The organism is Pseudobutyrivibrio ruminis DSM 9787, assembly GCF_900218035.1.
GTDB lineage: Bacteria > Bacillota > Clostridia > Lachnospirales > Lachnospiraceae > Pseudobutyrivibrio > Pseudobutyrivibrio ruminis.
On record NZ_OBMR01000006.1, the window covers coordinates 154,979 to 174,440 of the forward strand.

At 37.1% G+C, this 19,462-nt stretch carries 15 protein-coding genes; all 15 read right to left on the minus strand.

What is annotated here, in order from left to right; genetic code table 11:
• Position 1: 1 nt before the first annotated feature.
• Positions 2 to 1,498 (minus strand): MBOAT family O-acyltransferase, encoded by a 1,497-nt coding sequence (locus CRN97_RS06960; RefSeq protein ID WP_097076354.1) that lies wholly within the window; start codon positions 1,496 to 1,498, stop codon positions 2 to 4.
• Between the two features lie 19 nt (positions 1,499 to 1,517).
• On the minus strand, positions 1,518 to 2,876 hold the full coding sequence (locus CRN97_RS06965; RefSeq protein ID WP_179670701.1) for a hypothetical protein: 1,359 nt from the start codon (positions 2,874 to 2,876) through the stop codon (positions 1,518 to 1,520).
• A gap of 80 nt (positions 2,877 to 2,956) precedes the next feature.
• Positions 2,957 to 4,291, minus strand: a complete 1,335-nt coding sequence (locus tag CRN97_RS06970; RefSeq protein ID WP_143483251.1) for a hypothetical protein — start codon at positions 4,289 to 4,291, stop codon at positions 2,957 to 2,959.
• Between the two features lie 79 nt (positions 4,292 to 4,370).
• Positions 4,371 to 5,771 carry a hypothetical protein gene (locus tag CRN97_RS06975; RefSeq protein WP_097076357.1) on the minus strand — a complete coding sequence of 467 codons (1,401 nt, stop codon included), beginning with the start codon at positions 5,769 to 5,771 and terminating at the stop codon, positions 4,371 to 4,373.
• Complete coding sequence (locus CRN97_RS06980) at positions 5,761 to 7,227, minus strand: hypothetical protein (RefSeq protein ID WP_143483252.1); 1,467 nt, start codon at positions 7,225 to 7,227, stop codon at positions 5,761 to 5,763. Before CRN97_RS06980 ends, CRN97_RS06975 begins: the two co-directional genes overlap by 11 nt.
• A gap of 107 nt (positions 7,228 to 7,334) precedes the next feature.
• A complete protein-coding gene (locus CRN97_RS06985) occupies positions 7,335 to 8,819 on the minus strand; it encodes a DUF6056 family protein (protein ID WP_097076359.1) in 1,485 nt (494 codons plus the stop codon).
• Positions 8,820 to 8,821: 2 nt separating this feature from the next.
• Positions 8,822 to 9,769 (minus strand): glycosyltransferase family 2 protein, encoded by a 948-nt coding sequence (locus tag CRN97_RS06990; RefSeq protein WP_097076360.1) that lies wholly within the window; start codon positions 9,767 to 9,769, stop codon positions 8,822 to 8,824.
• 23 nt (positions 9,770 to 9,792) lie between these two features.
• On the minus strand, positions 9,793 to 11,247 hold the full coding sequence (locus CRN97_RS06995; RefSeq protein WP_097076361.1) for a hypothetical protein: 1,455 nt from the start codon (positions 11,245 to 11,247) through the stop codon (positions 9,793 to 9,795).
• Complete coding sequence (locus CRN97_RS07000) at positions 11,247 to 12,482, minus strand: hypothetical protein (RefSeq protein ID WP_097076362.1); 1,236 nt, start codon at positions 12,480 to 12,482, stop codon at positions 11,247 to 11,249. Before CRN97_RS07000 ends, CRN97_RS06995 begins: the two co-directional genes overlap by 1 nt.
• Positions 12,472 to 13,005: a GNAT family N-acetyltransferase gene (locus CRN97_RS07005; RefSeq protein ID WP_097076363.1), complete on the minus strand. Its 534-nt coding sequence runs from the start codon at positions 13,003 to 13,005 to the stop codon at positions 12,472 to 12,474. Before CRN97_RS07005 ends, CRN97_RS07000 begins: the two co-directional genes overlap by 11 nt.
• Positions 12,995 to 14,128: a dTDP-4-amino-4,6-dideoxygalactose transaminase gene (gene rffA / locus CRN97_RS07010; protein ID WP_097076364.1), complete on the minus strand. Its 1,134-nt coding sequence runs from the start codon at positions 14,126 to 14,128 to the stop codon at positions 12,995 to 12,997. The genes CRN97_RS07005 and rffA overlap by 11 nt, the downstream gene beginning before the upstream one ends.
• A gap of 14 nt (positions 14,129 to 14,142) precedes the next feature.
• The gene (locus CRN97_RS07015) at positions 14,143 to 15,795 is read right to left on the minus strand and encodes a hypothetical protein (protein WP_097076365.1); all 1,653 of its coding nucleotides are present in this window, start codon (positions 15,793 to 15,795) and stop codon (positions 14,143 to 14,145) included.
• A 3-nt stretch (positions 15,796 to 15,798) separates the two neighbouring features.
• The gene (locus CRN97_RS07020; protein WP_097076366.1) at positions 15,799 to 16,728 is read right to left on the minus strand and encodes a glycosyltransferase family 2 protein; all 930 of its coding nucleotides are present in this window, start codon (positions 16,726 to 16,728) and stop codon (positions 15,799 to 15,801) included.
• A 12-nt stretch (positions 16,729 to 16,740) separates the two neighbouring features.
• Positions 16,741 to 18,147, minus strand: coding sequence for a hypothetical protein (locus CRN97_RS07025; protein WP_143483253.1), 1,407 nt, complete (start codon positions 18,145 to 18,147; stop codon positions 16,741 to 16,743).
• Positions 18,148 to 18,320: 173 nt separating this feature from the next.
• Complete coding sequence (locus tag CRN97_RS07030) at positions 18,321 to 19,397, minus strand: acyltransferase family protein (RefSeq protein WP_097076368.1); 1,077 nt, start codon at positions 19,395 to 19,397, stop codon at positions 18,321 to 18,323.
• Positions 19,398 to 19,462: the final 65 nt, after the last annotated feature.

The window sequence follows — 19,462 nt, forward strand, 5'->3', positions numbered from 1 at the left end:
ACTAGAACTGGAAATATATAAACTCCTGCCCCGTAATATCCATTGAAAAAATAATCATAAGCATACAACTCCAATAAAGAGCGTATCTAATAATAAAGTTTCTTCTTGAAATCCATTCAACAAGAAGTGTTTTGTTGCTCTGGTCGCCATTTGCTCTCATTACGCTTGAAATAAAAAGAACCAAGGTACCTACCATTAGCATTCCCATATTTCTCATATCAAGCCCAAGAGCCCAAAGGTCAACCTTTATAGTAGCAAGATTTGCTGTATATAAAGAATTCTTTAAAACAGTAAACGCATCTCCTATGCTGTTTGCTCTAAAGAACACCCAAGCTATGTCTACAAAAATAAAGGTTACAACGATTTTACAAACATAAAGTAATTTGTTATCTGGGTTAATCTTTGTCTTTTCTAATAGCTTATCTGTAAATGGCTTTAACACATCCTCAATAATCTGATAGATGCCGTGAAGCACTCCCCAGAAAATGTAAGTGAATGCTGCGCCATGCCACAAGCCACTGACAAAGAAAGTAACCATAATGTTGAAATACTTTCTGATTCTACCTTTGCGATTTCCTCCCAAAGGAATATATAAATAATCCCTAAGCCATGAGCTAAGTGATATATGCCATCTTCGCCAGAAGTCCTTTATGGATGTTGCAAAATATGGCAAATGGAAGTTTTCCATAAGGTCATATCCGAGCACACGAGCTGCACCAATTGCTATTGTGGAATAGCTCATGAAATCACAATATATCTGAAGCGCAAACAATACGCTTGCAAGCACAAGCTGGTATCCAAAATAGCCAGACACATTATTATACACTGTATCTACTAAAATTGCACATCTATCGGCAATTACCATCTTTAAGAAGTAGCCCCACATCATGGTAAGAAGTCCTGATCGTACATTGTCGTAGTTGAATTCTCCTGGTGTAGCAAGCTGCTTTAACAGATTCTTTGAACGCTCAATCGGACCTGCCACAAGCTGTGGGAAGAAGGATACGAACAAAGCGTATCTGAAGAAGTTTTTCTCGGCATATATTTCATCGCGATATACATCCATTGTGTAGCTAAGAGCCTGAAATATATAGAACGAAATACCAACTGGAAGTACAACGTCAAATACAGGTGCTGTTACTGCAATACCAAACTTTGCCATAATTCTTGTGATTGTGTCCATGGCAAAATTGATATATTTGAAATAAAAAAGCAATCCAATGTTTAATACAAAGCTGGCGGCCACTGTCCAGTTTTTGATTTTAACAATCTGCGCCTCGGCCTTGCCTGAGTTTTTAGCCCACTCCATCACCAGACCACTAAGGTATGTAACAACAGTGGATGCTACTAAAAGCACGATATACTTTGGATTCCAGCACATGTAGTAGAAATAACTACAAATAAGCAGCCAATAATTTCTAATCTTCTTTGGAAAGACAAAATATAATAGTACTGCTATTGGAAAGAATAATAAGAATTCTGTTGAATTAAATAGCATTTATTTATCCCCTTCATTTTTAGAATACATAATTCTCAAATGTTTTATCTGTTGTGTTGTATTGTATATTCTTTATGCCTACCAGCTGTTCATTTACATTGTCTATAATAAACAAGCTAATGCATGAAGTATTAGGCAATGCCCATCTATTATCACCAAGCTTATCATTTTTAACAACTAGGCTTGTTCCATCATCCTCAATTGTAAAATCAATAGCTTCATTGTCCGGAGCCAAAAGCACATACAAGTTATCTGCATTTGGTGCATTTTCATCTATTTCCTTCATTGAATAACTTCTTAGCCCTACAGGTGCTGTAAATTGCTTTCTAAACTGACGAACACAATTACCACCATCATACATAAGAACGGTATAATCTCTGTCACCAATAAAGTGCATCAAATATCCTGCAATATTTTCCTGTTGGATACTGTCATCCACAGCAAGCATCATGTCTGCTGTATATCTAGTTTCAGGGAAAATATCTTTGAACTCATTTTTCAAAGTTGTACTAAAAGCTAACGCTCCATCATTATTCATATGGATTTCATCTGCAAAAAGCTTTCGATCCATGATTTTTGTATTCCAGCTGAATGTAACATTAGGATAACTATCTACAAAGTACTTGTAATAATAAAATACTTGCTCCACATATTCAGCAGTCATTTCTGTATTGTCTGGAAGTGGTGGCTTTACAATATGCACAGCAATATTGTTTTCCACACAAAGCTCTATGGTCTTTGTAAAGTAATAGTTGTAAAGAGGCTTTACAGGCATTTCTGAATATACTCTATCCTGCACTGTTTCGAACTCCATTTTACCAAGAGTAGTGTATCTACCACCGTGAAGTTCGATTTTGTCGTAAGCCATTTCCAATTTAGCAAAACGATTCTCGCCCAATGAGTTATTAAAAGCTGTTATATATTTACTTGGGAAATAAAACTCCGCAGCCAAATACTCTGCAAGCATTCCTTCTCTGCTGAATGAATCGTCCCTATACTTAGCAACATTGTATAAGATTTCTAAGTTCTGAAGCATGTTGAAGCGATGCGATGGCACGATTTTATCCCAATACGCTTCTGTGTATTTAAAATGCGAATCGTGGTATGAAAGGAACACATCTGTAGGTGCTTCATTATTAGCAAGGTAGTCTTCCAAAACATAGTACTCCTCAACTGTGGATGACCCACCAATCGAGAGATTTACCATAGAATCAGAAATAACCTCAGGCATGTATGCTGCATTACAAGATGAGTCGCCAAGCACCACATATTTATAGTATTTCTGGTGTGTTGTCTGAGTGAATTCCTGATTCCACCAGGTATATCCAAAATCCTCATTGCTGTAGTATTCTCTGGCTTGCCAAAAGAAAATCATCATTCCCCACATGGGGGCCGATACCAATATGCATTTAAGCAAAAGTTTTACAATTTTTTTCAAAATCTAAACCTCTTTAATATTTAATATATATCTCTAAATCCTTTTTCTACATCCCATACACTCTGACGGGTGCATACAATTGATTTATTTTTGTTATCTATTACACAAAAGCGAATGCCTGGGCCATCTGCTGGAGTGAGGTATGTAACTTCCTCTCCAATTGTAACCGCTACTGAATTATCGCTTGTGGTCACCTGAATGTTATCTGGAAAAGCAGCTCCATCACCTGATAAAAACCATAGTGCATAGGAATTGTTATCCTCAACATCGAGCCACTGCACATCTTTATCATTATAACCTACACTCATATAGTAAAAATCACTTAGATTTCCTGTTGAATCTAGGAAAATTAGTGTAAATGGCTTGTTGTCAATTCGTTTTGTAAGCTCTCCCATGTAATTCTCACCAGCAATATCTGCATCTATTGCCAGCATACGGGCTCTTGAATAGTCATCAACACTATCCTCAAATACATCCGGATATTGTTCTAATAATTCACGGCTAAATCTGAAAGAACCATGATTATTCATATGATATGCATCACTAAAGAACTCATGCTCATATGTGGTGTGGAACCAATAAAAGTCAGCATCATCATAGTCTTCTAAAAGTTCATCATAGTAATCTGTTACTTCCGTTTCATAGTCATCTATGAAGCCGGCATCAGTAGATAGCGGAAGCTTAACCATATGAACAGCTATATGCTTTTTCTCGCATAGATTTAAAATACGTTTGTAGTAGTATTCCTGCAATGGGCTAACATTAAATGTACTGTATCCCATGATTCCTTCTGGTTCATACTGATTGTTGGTAATTTGGCAATAACGACCTAACCGAATGTTTACATCCTCATAAGCCGCTGTGTTTGACTTGTATCTTTTACCATCTATAGCTTGAAACACAGAGTAACTATATATCTGAGGCGAATAATATAGATATTTCTTTACTTCGGTTTCGTAGTCATTGTCAGTAGTGAGTGCTGCAACAGACAAATCGCTATATTTTTCTATGGCTTTATATATTTCCTCATTCTGTTCTAATGTAAACTTATGAATATAGTTGCTAACATTCCAAGTGAAAGAATCATCATCCAAATGATAATCCATATAGCTAACAAAAATATCCTTCGGCGCCTTATTGTTATTCAGATAATTCTCCAAAGTATAGTAGCCATCCACTGGGCTAGATCCCGCCAATGCAAGATTCACTGTATCATCTGACAATACCTCCGGAAGGTATGCAGAGTTGGCAGTGGAGTCTCCGATTACCAAAGTCGAATAATACTTGCTCTGCTTTGTCTGTGTTAAATCATTAATCCAAATTGCACCTACATAATCACTTCCTGCGTAGGCCAAAATGTTATTCGCGCAAAATATAGGAAAGCCCCAAAGAGGAGCTGTCACCAGGGTGCATTTCAATATTAACTTTCCCGTATTAATTAAAGTAGAACGAAATCCCATTTCCCTCTTTGTACCATACCTTCTTTGTTGTAACTATCTTGTTATTTGTGTTGTCAATAACAAGTATATCTATCAGATCATCTGTTTCCCAATGATAATTCTCTAGTTGTTCACCATTGATGTCTACATAACCATCTCCGCAATCCACGCTATAATTACAATCCATAACATTTACATTTATTGTTTGATACAGCCCTTTTTCTTCATCCAAAGAATTTAGAAGCATGCCGTAATTAATTATATTACTTTCCAATGATTCCGCCTGATCAGGGTCACATTGTACAAGTACTGTGTAATCTCTTTCTCCAACCAGATTGAACAGATCCAGTGTACCTGTTTCCATATCTATAGTGTCATCAATGGCAAACATCTGCTCACTGCTATAGGTATCGTTTGTGAAAACCTCTGGAAATATCTCTTTTATGTAGGTACTAAATGCATATGCGCCATCATTATTTAAGTGAGTTTCATCTGCAAAGTATCTGCAAGGGCAAGTAAGCATATCCCAATTGTAAGAAACGTTATCATATTTCTCTACAAATGATTGGTAGAAATCATTTACTGCCTGGACATATTCATCTGTCATCACTGCATTATCAGGCACTGGGATCTTTACAATATGAACATTGATACCCTTTTTCTGACAAAGTTGTATTGTCTTATCCAAATAGTCTACGTATACATCTTCTGCACCAAAGTATGCATATTCTTTATTTTGTACTGTTACGAACTCCTGATTTCCAATATACGCATATCTTCCATTGTGAAGAACAGCCTGCTGCACTGCCGCTTCATTAGCAGAAACTCTGTCCTCACCCATGGAATTTGTAAGCTGAGTCATGAATTTGCTAGGCCAATACAAACTATACGCAACATAATCCGCATAGGCACCTACTACACCTGTATTCTCTGTAACCTCATAGCCAACATTATTAATTATGTCTAAACTATCCGATGCTGAGAATCTGTGCCCTGCCATAATTTCATCCCAAAACAGACTCATATATGTAAAATGAGTATCTGAAAAAGAAAGAAAGACATCCTCCGGTGCATCATTATTTTGCAGATATTCATTTAAGATGTAATAGCCTTCTACAGTGGATATGCCAAGAACCGAAAGATTTAACATATCGTCCGAAATTACTTCAGGCATATACGCTGAGTTACTTGCAGAATCGCCAATTACAATTGTTTTATAATACTTATCCTGATGATTTTGAGTTACGCTTTTATTCCAGTCGAGACAAGCCATCTCTGGATTCCAATAATGCATCTGGTTTGTTGCAAGATATGCTGTGATGGCCCAAATAGGAACTGTCACCAACGCACATTTAAATATTAACTTTGCTACATTGCCACCCTTTTTATTTTTCATAACTATAAATCATATATCTCTCGTCTTCGTATACCTTCTGGCCTTCTACGCCGAAAGTATCCTCAAAGTTATCTTCAAATTCCTGGTCGTTGATATTGTAAAGGCCAAAGAATTCTCCATCAGGAATCTCTCTGTGATTGTTTGATTGAAGCCATAGGAGTGTCTCTGTGTACTCATCGTTCATAGTCCACATTTCCACATTGCCATTTGTAAGTTCTGTCACGCAATCACTCATCCAGAATGATGCTACGCCCTTTGTGTAGCCCTGTTCCTGAATGAACTGCAAAGCTCCATCAAAGCCTACGTTTGCTCTGAAAGGAGTAGCTACATTAGCCTTTGTTGTACCAATGGCAGAAAGCATTACGCAAAGCATAACAAGTACAGGTAACGCCTTCTTTTCAAAATCCTTTAAAATTGGGTCACATTTGATTTCAAGAAATACTGCAATAACACCAAGCGGAATAAGAGGACACCAATATTGTTCCTCACCCCAAATGTATGTAAACACTGCGCCTACAACTACAAAAACCGCTGTCATTACGCCTACGTAAATCTGTGTAAGCTCATCAAGCTTTCTCAGGAGCATAAGCAATCTGAAAATGCTAATTATCACAAGTGCTCCAAGAACTAATCCACAGCCTGCTCCTATTCCGCTTAGTGAGAAAAAGTTCTTTGTAGCAAAATCGAATAAGCCGTAGCTATTAAAATACCATTTGATAGTCTTGAGAATGGAATCTGAGCCATTGCCCCATGTCATAGCATTAAAGCTGCTGTAATTATATCTATTTGTAAACAAGACAATATTAAGGCCATAGCCCATAACATTTCCAACCAGGCCTATCATGGATACTTTAGCAAAATTCATCTTTACTGATACATTTGCTTTGATGGCATCCAAACCAGCTTCTCTGAACCCTAAGTAAGCAACAACGATTGCGTATACAAACACTGGAGCATAGAAAATCAAAGTCTGTCTAATACCGTTTAATCCTGACATAACTCCAAGTGCAAAAATCAATGCAATTTGAAGTCCAATAATTACTTTCTTAAATCCACCATTTTTTATGCTCTTGGCAATAGAAATAGTGATAGCCAAAGGATACACAATAAAAATGCAGTGAGGGATATAGAATGTTCCAAGTATTACATCAAAGAAATACCAAAATCCAAATGGCCAAGCTAAGAATGCAGCCATCCACACTCCAAGTTCCTTGTGTTCCAAAATCTTTGCCAAGTACATGACACCAAGTAGGAACACTGTAAGGCCAATCATGGTACCAATTGTTCTTGCCACTAGCCAGTTTTCTGGCGAAAGCAACAAGCCAATTCGATAGAACCACTGTCCTTCAAATACCTTTATTTCTGTAGAATAGATCCAATCCTTTGTAATGATGGCATGCTGCTTGTTTAAAAGGTCCGAAAGTAGCATTTCCGATGCCATATCTGAATCTATCAAACTTTTCCCTTTAGACAGGAAAAAGACTATGTTGTACACATAGCCTCCTAGTAACAATATCCATGGTAAAAGTTTTGAAAATTTAAATTCTTTTTTCATACTGCCCTCTAATATAAATATACGACTATAGAATTAACTCCATAGTATTTTGCTGCACACTCGTTACAATTGCCGTATTTTGCATCTTCTGAAAGTGGCTCTTTGTAATCTTCATCAATGCTGGTGTAGTAAGAATACTGACACCATGGAACATTTTGTCTCTCGATAACAACATCAGCGCCATCCTCTGCTGCAATGATTTCATCCAATATGCCATTCCACAACACCCAGCTGGCCTGGATCACTGGAGCCTTAGCATAGATATCGTACTGAATCACCCCGGCATAGCGCATGCCTGTTGCCATGTATAAAGCTGATAACAATGCTACTGCTGCAATGACTCCATTAGCAATGGTCTGCTTTACCTGAAGGTGAACCAATTGCTTGATGAAACATCCAACCGCAAAGGCGATGATTGCTGCGCCAACAAATATCATATAGTCTTCCACGTAGTAAATACGTGGTGTGAACTCTGAATCGATAGTCTTTTGCTGACCATATACATATAAGAGAACTGCTGTAAACGCAGAAATATATACTACAACTCCACCAAGTATCGTATTTACGATGCTTATTTTCTTTGATGTGCCAATAAGCACACCCATCAATAAAATGATTACGAGTAAACAAATCACCCACGGCTTTGTCTGAACAGTCACGATTGCTCTAGAAATGGTTCTGTGAAGTGTGACGCTGATAGCCTCTGCCATTCCTGATGAACGCTGCTCGCTAGCCATTCTAGCGCCATTTCCAGGTGCGATTACCATCAAAACACCTGCTACAACAAATGCCACAAGCGGAATAATCTTTTTCTTTATATCACCGTCCTTGCGACGAATGATAAACATATATAGCACATAAAATCCGCCGATGGCCACGCAATACATCATGCTTGTGCATGTTAAAATGCCAAGGACAATCATGGTTACATATGCCTTTTTAGTTCCTTCATTCAAGAAAGAGACAATGTATGCACAAGTAAGCAAGCAAAGCATCATTGTAAATGAATACCCTGGAACGCCTGACCACCAATTGTAAACGTCGCTATAGTAGTAGCTTGTTGTGAGAAGTGCTGCTGTAATGAGTGTAAGCACATCTAGCTGCAAGCCACTTGTTATCTCAAAGATTTCTTTGAATAGCTTTCTGGCTGCCACAAGAATACCAACCATAATGAGTGTGTTGTAAACAATCATCATGATTCCGAAACTATGTCCTGCATTATCAAATAAATACAGTGGATTCAGTGTAACCTGAAGCATTACAGCCATGATTCCGGACTGGCCGAAATAGTTCATATAGTTCCATGCAACTCGGTGAAACATCTCCACTAATCGATTACTAGTCCACCATTCAATAGCCCATGCAAAATCATCATTTGCAGGCATTGAATAGTAGATGGAATATAAGTATGGAACAAACAGCAATGTGTAAGCTACCACAAAAACAGCTTTTATTATTAATTTATTTGGAGTAATTTTCTTTAGCGAATTCATAATTAATTCTTTGAATCATCCCCCGCATCGTAATTAATAACATTTCTGATGACGTACTGTGGAGAATTGTTGATGCTGATGAAAATACGGCCAACATACTCGCCAATTAATCCAAGTACAAGAAGGATAAGGCCTCCTAAAATAAGAATAACTGAAATAGTTGAACTCCAACCGAGCATTCTGGTAGGATCAACAATTTTTCTGATGATTACATAAATAGCATAAATAAAGCCAATAAATGCTATGATTGAGCCGCTATAAGAAGCGATTCTGAGTGGTAAAATTGAGAATGATGTGAAACCATTCATCCACAAAGCAAGAAGCTTCTTAAGGTTATATCCAGAAGTCCCTTCCATGCGCTCACGATGATTTACAGTTACATTGCAAATGTTCTTTGTTGAGCGAAGCACAAGACCAATAACATATGGATATGCCCCTGTGTAGTTAAGCATTTCTTCAACAATGAATCTACGAACAGCGAAGTAGCTTGAAACATAAAGCTCCTTTGGCTTGCCAAGCATAACCTCTGTCATCTTTTTATTAAGGTGGCTGCCCCAGTTTCTGAACCCAGAATGCTGCTTGTGCTCATACTCGGCATAAACTGCATCATAGCCCTCTTCTATCTTCTCAATAAGCTTATCTACTTCATTTGCAGGTGTCTGACCATCATCATCAAGACACACTACAATATCGCCTGATGCAAAATGAAATCCTGCCATAAGAGCAGCATGCTGACCGAAATTCTTAGCATGATTGATTCCAATGATATTTTTGTTGTCTGCACAAAGCTGACGAATAACACCAAAAGTGTTATCTGGAGAGCAGTCATTTACAAGCACGATTTCATAATCATAGTTTGACATTGACTGCATCTTTTCTTTAATTTCCCCAACTACTACTGGCAGAGTTTTTTCTGAGCGGTAGCATGGTATAACAAATGATATTTTCATTGTTTATTTATCTCCTGTCATATCTATCTAATCATATATATATTTACTTCTCCGCAGTTTGCAATGTTTTCGCATCCAATCTGCTGTAAGAATATATCAGTGTCCTCGCCAACTCTTACTGCTACGTATTTTGACTGAACCATATCAAAATAGCTAAGGATGTAGTCATCGTAACAGCAACTGATACCATAACCACTTGGAAGCGCATAAAGCTCATTAAATGGAGCTGTAAGCGTCCAAACTATGGTGTTATCCCATTTATTTGAATCTGATAATGGCATGACCTCATCAAGTGAATACGATTGAACTCTCGATGCAAGTTCCTCGTTATATACTGGTAAATCTGTGTAAAATGTCTCGTGAGAACCCCAGCACATAATACCAATAAGGATAATCGAAATCACATTAATGATAGCATTTTTTTGAATAACCATCATCATAATAAATCCAGCAATCGTGCATGCCATAAGCTTTCGTGAACCTTCAGATGCATTGTACAAAGTCCACATAGCAACAAGCATCACTATCCATGTAAGTAACATTGACACAGAAATCAAATCCCTTTTTTTAACCAGCATTATTATCACAAAAATGCCAAGTAACATATATGCCAGGTACCAAACTCCACGCATGGATTCGCCATGTATAGCAAGCTTCATAAATTCTATTGTTTCAAGTCTGTTAGCATTGAATTTTTCAAAAAGCAATGCCGGGCTTTTGAAAACTTCAAAATCAATAATGCTGAAGAAATATGCTGCTGTGAAATAGTGATTAATTGCAACGAATATCACCACTGCTACAAGAAGAACTACAATCTGTGCAACAAGCTTTGTTATCTCATGTTTTTTAACAAGAATAGCAAGCATTATAAGACCAAATGCAGCATAATACCCCTGCATACTAACAAGGCCTACAAGCAATATATTGCTAATCACAAATGTAATTATCGAGCCTGAACGATAATAATGTAAAACAAGGGTGCAATAAATGAATAACAATGCAGCAAGCATAGCTTCTGGTGTAGTTGAAAAGAAATATCTAAGCAGCACAGCATATGATATAACAAACCCACTTACTAAACACTGCTGCTTAAAGTCTGGCTTAATTAATACTACGAACAATACCAGAGCAAACATCCAAAGAATGATATTGAACACTATAGGTGTGAATGGATTCCAACCAAATATCTTTCCAACAATAACGAATGGTAGTAGGTTTGTAAAATTCCAAGCTCCAAATCCGCCATGTAAGGCTGTACTTTCAGTGAATCCAAAAAAGCCCAGTGGATGGCCATAATCAATCATGGCTTCCACCTGCTTATAATAGAAAAGCTCATCGTTCCAAAGAGAATTTGGAATGTACACCTTGTTGAACCACATCCCCTTTGATAACAAATAAATAATAGCTCCCATGATAGGTGTCAAAAGAGCCAATACTATTATTAAATTCTTTTTTTGAAGAAATGATTTAGCATTCATTAATAGTATAATCCACCTCTATATAGATATAAAAAGTATTTGCAACCCAAAAGAACCTGTGCAACCATTGGTACAGCCTGAACCGCGAGCATACATATCATTCTTACTCTGGCTGTCTTTTCAAGAGTCATTAATGACATAACATCCTTTATCCAAACAATAAAGGCAGTCAAAAATACGATAAATAAACCGCACATGTATCCCCATGCAAAATTAAAGTGGCCCTCTCTGAAGCCCTTTTCATAGAATACTACACTAGTCAAAAGACCAGCCAAGTAAAGCTGCCATGAGAATCTATAGTAATTATCATTTTTCAGAGATTTAAAATGGAATATTAAAACTACGATAGGGAATGCTCCTGCCAAGAATAATGATAAAGGCAGATTTGGTGTGTACTGATTCCAAACTCTGAATAGTTCTATGCCGATACCACTTTCTTCACCTCTGGCTGTTGTGCCTGTGAACACTCCAGAATACTGTCCCAATAGCTCGATGAGTGTAGGGATATAGCAAATAGCATATATCAACGACTGCTTAAAATTGGCAAACTTTGCTTTGCAAAATCTGAACAACATAATAAACGCCAATGTAAACAAATGTATAATTGTATAGCTTGGCTTTGTCATTGTTACAAGAAGAAGCGACAACGCATAGGCAATGTATAATGCCACAACTTTTAGAGTAGGCTTATCCTTGAAATCTTCCTCGTATCTAGAAACAGTAATTGCTCCAAATATGAATGAAAGAATCATGAACGGTCTTGCTGCCATATAAGTTCCGTTATGCCATGGATTTGGTGAGAAAACTCCCAAATATGTATATCCTATAAGCTTTGATGCAAACCAATCAGAATAAATCATAGAAGCAAAGAATAAACCAAAAGTAGCCAAAGTAGAAAATACTTTGGCCTTTGTTGTATATGTAATAAAAATCTTTGTAATTATGATTGCAATGAAATTATAGAAAGTGATTGTAAGTGCCATTGCAAGCTCTGCCGAACCACAAAAGTTCATGATAATGCTTGCTGTCTTAAACATCACCCTATACGGAAAATCATATAGTTCATTTGTACCAAGTACTTCCTGAACATATGCTTTGATATCAGAGAAATAGCTTCCATCAGTAACAACAGCCTGATTCAAAAAAAGATGAAACATTTTGTTTGTTGCTACGCATAATAGCAAAGCAAATAGAACTATATCAAAGATATTAATAATTGCTTTCTTATTTTTCATACTCAAATTTTCCTAAAAAATAGACATCTTTAGGCTGTCCATCTACCCATTCATCAGCCTTAAATAGTCCTTCTTTTTCAAATCCGCCTTTCTCGCAAGCACGAACTGAAGCAGGGTTATCAGCCATAATTCGACAGTAAACCTTGTGCATATCCATGTGCTGCAATGCATAATCAGATGTGAGCCTTGCCATTTCTGTGCCACGGCCACCACCAACATATTTTTCTTCGCCGATAAGCATGCCATATTCACATTTCTTGTTTGCCTTATCAATATTTATGAGATAGGTGCTTCCAATTTTAACATTATCAGCCTTATCCCAAGCGACAAACTGAACAACTTCGCCTGTTAAAACTTTATTAGTAATCCATTTTATCTGTCCTTCAACAGTAAATGGTTCCTTGATAAAGAAGCGCTGCATAACAAAATCGCTATTGCGCCATCTGACAAAATCTTCAGCATCTTCTATTTGCATAGGGGTGAGAAAAATCTTCTCACCCTCAATTTTTAAACTAGCGTCCATTATAGAAATCCTTTACAACCTTAACTACCTTTGCATGATCCTCATCTGTAAGACCATAGTAAAGAGGAAGACGTACAAGTCTCTCGCTCTCTTTTGTTGTGTATACATCCTCGCCATCAAAACGCCCATACTTCTTACCAGCTGGTGCTGAGTGAAGTGGAATGTAATGGAATACCATAAGTACTTCATTTGACTTAGCGTAGTTGATAAGCTCTGTACGCTCTTCAAGATCCTTGCATTTGAGGTAGAACATGTGAGCATTGTGCTCGCATCCTTCTGGAATAGTAGGAAGCTCTACCTTGCCTGCATCTGCAAGCTCCTTGAATGCATCATAGTACTTGTTCCAAGAATTCATTCTGTCATCAAAAATCTCGTCTGCCTTTTCAAGCTGACCATAAAGGTATGCAGCATTAAGCTCAGATGGGAGGTATGAAGAACCAGCCTCAACCCATGTGTATTTATCAATCTGTCCACGGAAGAACTTTGCACGGTTTGTACCCTTTTCACGGATGATTTCAGCCATTTCAGCATTTGCTGGATCATTGATAAGAAGAGCTCCACCTTCACCCATTGAATAGTTCTTTGTCTCATGGAATGAGAATGCGCCGTAATCGCCAATTGTACCAAGTGCCTTACCGTGATACTTACTCATAACGCCCTGAGCAGCATCCTCAACAACCTTGAGGTTGTGACGCTTTGCAATATCCATGATTGTGTCCATCTCACAAGCAACACCTGCATAGTGAACAGGAACGATTGCTACAGTTTTGTCTGTGATAGCTGCCTCGATCTTTGTCTCATCGATGTTCATTGTATCAGGACGGATATCTACAAATACTACAGTTGCTCCACGAAGAACGAAAGCATCTGCTGTTGATACGAATGTGAATGAAGGCATGATAACTTCATCGCCCGGCTTAATCTCGCATAAGAGAGCAGCCATTTCAGTAGCATGTGTACAAGATGTTGTAAGAAGCACCTTTGCAGCACCTGTTCTGTATTCGAACCAATTGTTACATTTCTTTGTGAACTCACCATCGCCGCAGATTTTGTGCTGTGCGATAGCTTCGTTAATATATTTTGTTTCTGTTCCTACGAAAGGTGGTACGTTGAATGGAATCATTTCTTTGCTCCTTTTTATTCAAAAAAATCATAAACTATAATACCGTCAAACTCATCATCAGCCTTTACCTGTGCTGAAGTATGTCTAACTTTTATATAATCACATAATGTGTTGGAAATCTCCGTGCCACAGAAATACACCTGCCCATTGAAGAAATCATCAATAAAAAGTGTATCCAGCCCATTGGCATGAATTTGTTTCCAATACATTGGTGTATTGTACACCCATCCGCCCCAAAATACCATATTTTTTGGAACACCATTTTTATATACGGTAAACGGATTTGCTGGCAAAGCCAGTGATAAATCATAAATATACATATTGTCAGGATGCTCTATTACGTAGTTTTCAAGGCTGTTTGACTGTGCAATATCAGCCTCTCTGTAAATATCATGAGCAACCGTGTATGTATATTTAACCATGTTTGTATCTGGCTTTAATATGAAACCAGCTATCATAATCAGTGCCATTAAGCATGTGGTTGTAATTAGTGGCTTTTTGTTTTCTATTTTGCCTAGCTCATTTATCATCTTTACCACTGATGGAATAAAGAAGATAAACACAAGAGCCTGATATGCTCTCATCGGAAATCTTGCCTGGATTAGGAAATATATTGAAACCAGTGCAAACATTCCAAACAAAGCATCTATTGCAAGAATGGCCCTCTTATTTATAAGCTTCTTGATAGCCATGATATTTGTAAGTACAAGTAATGCTATCCAAATTACAACCTGTAGATTCACCACCATGCTTGGCATGATAAGGTTGTAAGCTCTTTTTATATAATCCTTTGTAGAAAGGCTTGTGCCTTCATAAGCACTTAGTATTGTCTCGAAGTTTTCTGTGGTGAGGTTCTCATCCATGAAGAACCAGTTGCTGGCAGCATTGTAAAGTGTCTCATCCCAGCCCACTGATTCGTATACGCCATTTACATCTTCTTCGTATGATAAATGAGGATAATCAATCCAGGTGCCTGCCTGAGCATAATATTTATTGAAATCTGCAATGCCAGTTACTTTTTCATAGATAGCATTGCTTCCATAGGCAACTGCCATCGCAATCAAAATGATTAATGTCTTTTTAACAACCTGCTTTTTGTTTTCCCCAAAAAATTCGAAGAACAAAACAATAAGCACTGCTGCAAGTCCAACCAATCCAAACTGCTTTCTGATGCCATATGCCAATACCAGCATAATTATCGCAATTACGAATTGAGTGTTTATCAACTTTTCTGACTCCATGCTGGAAATCAAGCTGCAAGCTGCCGCACCTGCCACAAGACCTGCTGTAGCTGTATACTGCAGAGCTGTGGAAAAATGCATGAAGCAGAATAAAAACATAATGATGAATGTAGCTACGCCGATAAACTTTTGCTTAGCAAGGCTATTTGCAATAATCCAAAGGCTTGTCGCTACCATGGCAAGCTCGAAAACTGTGTACCAGGCAATGCCGCTATACAATCTGTAGAACAAAGCAATTATGCCGTAGTAGTAGAAACTTCCGAATATGGTACCTGCTTCAGGTGTACCAGTGGTATAGCCAGCCGTTAGGTACATCAAAACTTTGTCATCATTGTTTTGGAAGCATACAGGGCATATTATCCATAGCAACGCTAGCGATATAGCTACCACTATTAATGAAATAAGCCAATTCTTTTTAAGTACCATGACTTACTCCTCTTCCTGCACCAAATAAATAGGGCGCTTCTTTGTTTCAAGGTATGTCTTTGCCATGTATTGGCCCTGAATTCCAAGGCAGAGAAGCTGAATTCCCGAAACTAAAAGTATGATACAAACCATTGATGGCCAACCACTGGTTGGGTCACCAAAGATAAGTGTACGAACGATAATAACTATGATGAACAGGAATGCAACTAGACACATTATGCTACCAAACACTGATGCAAGTGTAAGTGGCGCTGTACTGAATGCAACAATTCCATCTATAGCATAAATGAAAAGTTTCCAGAAAGACCACTTTGTCTCTCCTGCTACTCGCTCTACATTTTCGAATTCTAGCCATTTGCGTTTGAAACCAACCCAACCGAAGATACCCTTGCTAAATCGGTTGTACTCTCCCATTGAAAGGATGGCATTGACAACCTTTCTAGTCATCATCTGATAATCGCGGGCACCATCTACAATATCAGCGCTGCTGATTTTATTCATTATCTTGTAGAATTTGCGGGCGAACCATGAGCGAATTGGGGGCTCACCTTTTCTGTCTACACGGCGAGTAGATACGCATTCGTACTCACCATTTTCAATTTCTGAAAGCATCTTTGGAAGCATTGAAGGTGGATCCTGAAGATCCACATCCATGATTACTACATAGTCTCCCTTTGCTTTTTCAAGGCCTGCATATATGCCCGCTTCTTTGCCAAAGTTTCTAGAGAAAGATACATAGTGTACTCTTTCGTCCTGCTGGTGCAATTCTTTTAACACCTTTAGAGTATTGTCTCTAGAACCATCATCAACAAATACAAACTCCAAATCTACTGAAGCAAGTTCTGACTCCATCTCATGTATTGTTTTGTAAAAAATAGGTGTTGCCTCTTCTTCGTTATAACAAGGCACCACAATTGAAAGTAATTTTTTCAATGCCTTTTCCTCTTATCTTGGATAATTTACTGTGATTGAATTCTTTTTGTAGTAAACATTTGGAAGAATCTGCTGAGAATCATAGAATGCATCTAAATCCACCGCATATACCTCGCCTGGCTCCATACCAGAGTACAAAAAGTATTTATTCCAATGGATGTTGTAATCCCTATTTACAACTACATCATCTGAATCGCTTTGCTCTATTTCAAGCAAAATGCCATTCCATAAATCATAGCTTGCTTTTATTTCAGCACACTTTGCGTACACTTCATAAGATACTGTTGTGGCATATCTACCTGTGACTATTAGGGCGCACGCACCAAGTACTGCTACAGCACACGCTGCAATATAACCCAACTTTTCAAGATTCGTTTTTACGATATATCCAATCCACTGACCAAGCACAAAACATCCAAAGCAAATTGATATTTGGATGAAATAATCCAAAACATATTGCATACGGACATCTAAATATGTGCGAGTCATTCCGCGTCCATATACATATGGAAGCACAGTGCCAAAACATACCAAAAATGACGCTATTGCAAGTGTAATAATATTCTCTGGCTTTTTATGTGCCTTTGTGTTGGCAGCAAATCCGATTATTACAAGAACTGCTGCAATGATAAATGTAACTGGTCGTTCCTTTATAATAAGCATGCCGAAATATTTAACATCGGCAAAGGTCTGAATCAAACTATTTGAAAGAGGCACTGGCTCTGTGTATTGTCCCTGTCTAGCCGAGTTGCCTGGTGCAGTAACCGCTGCAAGACCTGATGCCATAAAACAAATTAATGGAATATATCTTTTGATGAATACTGGAATGTGATTGTTGAATCCTTTTCTAAGGAATACAACATATAAAAATATAATTCCAATAGGTACATCAAATGGTGTGTTATTAGCAACTATCACTCCGATAATTGTAAGAGCTATTAAAAACTTTTTGTTACCAGTTTGACTATATCTAATTAAGTATGCCAGCACCAAGAATAACCCTGCTAACCCCATTGGATAAGCAACCATTCCAACATACCAGTTGTAAGCTTCTACATAATAGTAGTTCTGAATGAGCATTACTGCTGTAAGGAATGTAATAACTGATGAAATAAGCTTTGCCTTTTCTATATTCTTGAGAAAGTAATTGAATACTGTGCTTACTGAATATAAAATTACTCCAAAGCAAAGCAGAAAAGCAACAATCATATATATGCCATAGGCATGTCCCAAGTGAATGTGAAGGTTTAATGGATTGAGCAAAAACTCGATTATAAACCAAATGATTGTACCGCCTCGGTTGTTCCAGAAGAACCCCACCGCCTTGAAAAATTCCGCCACTGGATTACCATAAGCATCCCTACCAAGGGCCATAGCGAAGTCATCGCTGGCCGGAACAGAATAGTATATTGAATACATAAGCGGAATCACTAATACAAAATATATTATCCCTAATATCAATTTTGCCCTTATTTTTATAAAATTCTCTTGCATTTTATGCTCCAATATTTATATTGATAACCTTATTTTCACTTTTGCATAAGTACAGAAATTATATCATACCTATATTTCAATATCAAAAAGAGCCTTAACTATCTCTTTGTTAAGACTCTTTGGATTACGCAATATACTCCATACGCAAATACACCCAGAAGGAATGTATATAATGTGTATTTTGAGATTTCAACAATAAAACCAAAAGGACGGTAATACAATAATTCCATCCAATTCTTTTCACTATAAATATAGTTGAATCCAATATTACTATGGATTAAATATACCATGAATGTCGACTTTCCAAAAAAGTCAACAATTGTACTTGTCTTAATGTTCATTCTTCTGAACATCTCAAAAAGTAGTATGCATGAAATAAGAACAAATATATGATAGTTCCCATAAAATATACGCTCTGGAACAAAAGTTTCTTCACTTTGATTTCTAACATATGTTTCCAGTTGTGTTATTCGAGTATTATAAGAGGTTATGTAGAGAAACCATCCTAAACACACCCATATTATTAATATTACATACCATCTAATATTATTGAACGGATTATACTTTTTTATATATCCTCCAAGGCTATATAAAAATACCCCTGTACATAGCAATCTTAACCCATTCGTTAAACCATCAAGTAAATCTCCAATCCACCCAATTGATATCACTGTAAATAGTATTAACAACAGCTCAAGGTATTGCTTTCTATCAATTTTGTTTAAAAACTTATTTAAAACCACTTTACCTATCAGAAGAACAAGAAAATAATATCCAACGAACCAGTACATGCTATTAAAATTAGAAGCATCTGCTAGTAAAACATTAGAATACTCTTTTGCCATTGTTATTCTATACCAAATAAAAGACCCTATTACAAGAACCACTGTAGAATATCCAATTTGGTAAAACAACTTCTTAGTTGTATTTATTAGGTTCAATTCCTCTTTAGATGCCAAAAAATAACCTGAAATTAATATAAACAAATCATTTCCTATCCCTCCAAACATTGCACCCACATCCAATATATAAATATTGTTATAAATCGCCGGATAAGAAAAATATGTACTTCCTTCTAGTTGAGTAGCTGCGCAACCAATCACGTGGTGTGCAACTATCATTACCATTGACAGTATTCTCAATAATTCAATCTGACTTAGTCTTTTCTCTTTCATTTTAACCTTTATTCCATTTTACTTTTAAATAATACGTTTTTATTATATAATTTCCTTTAGTAATT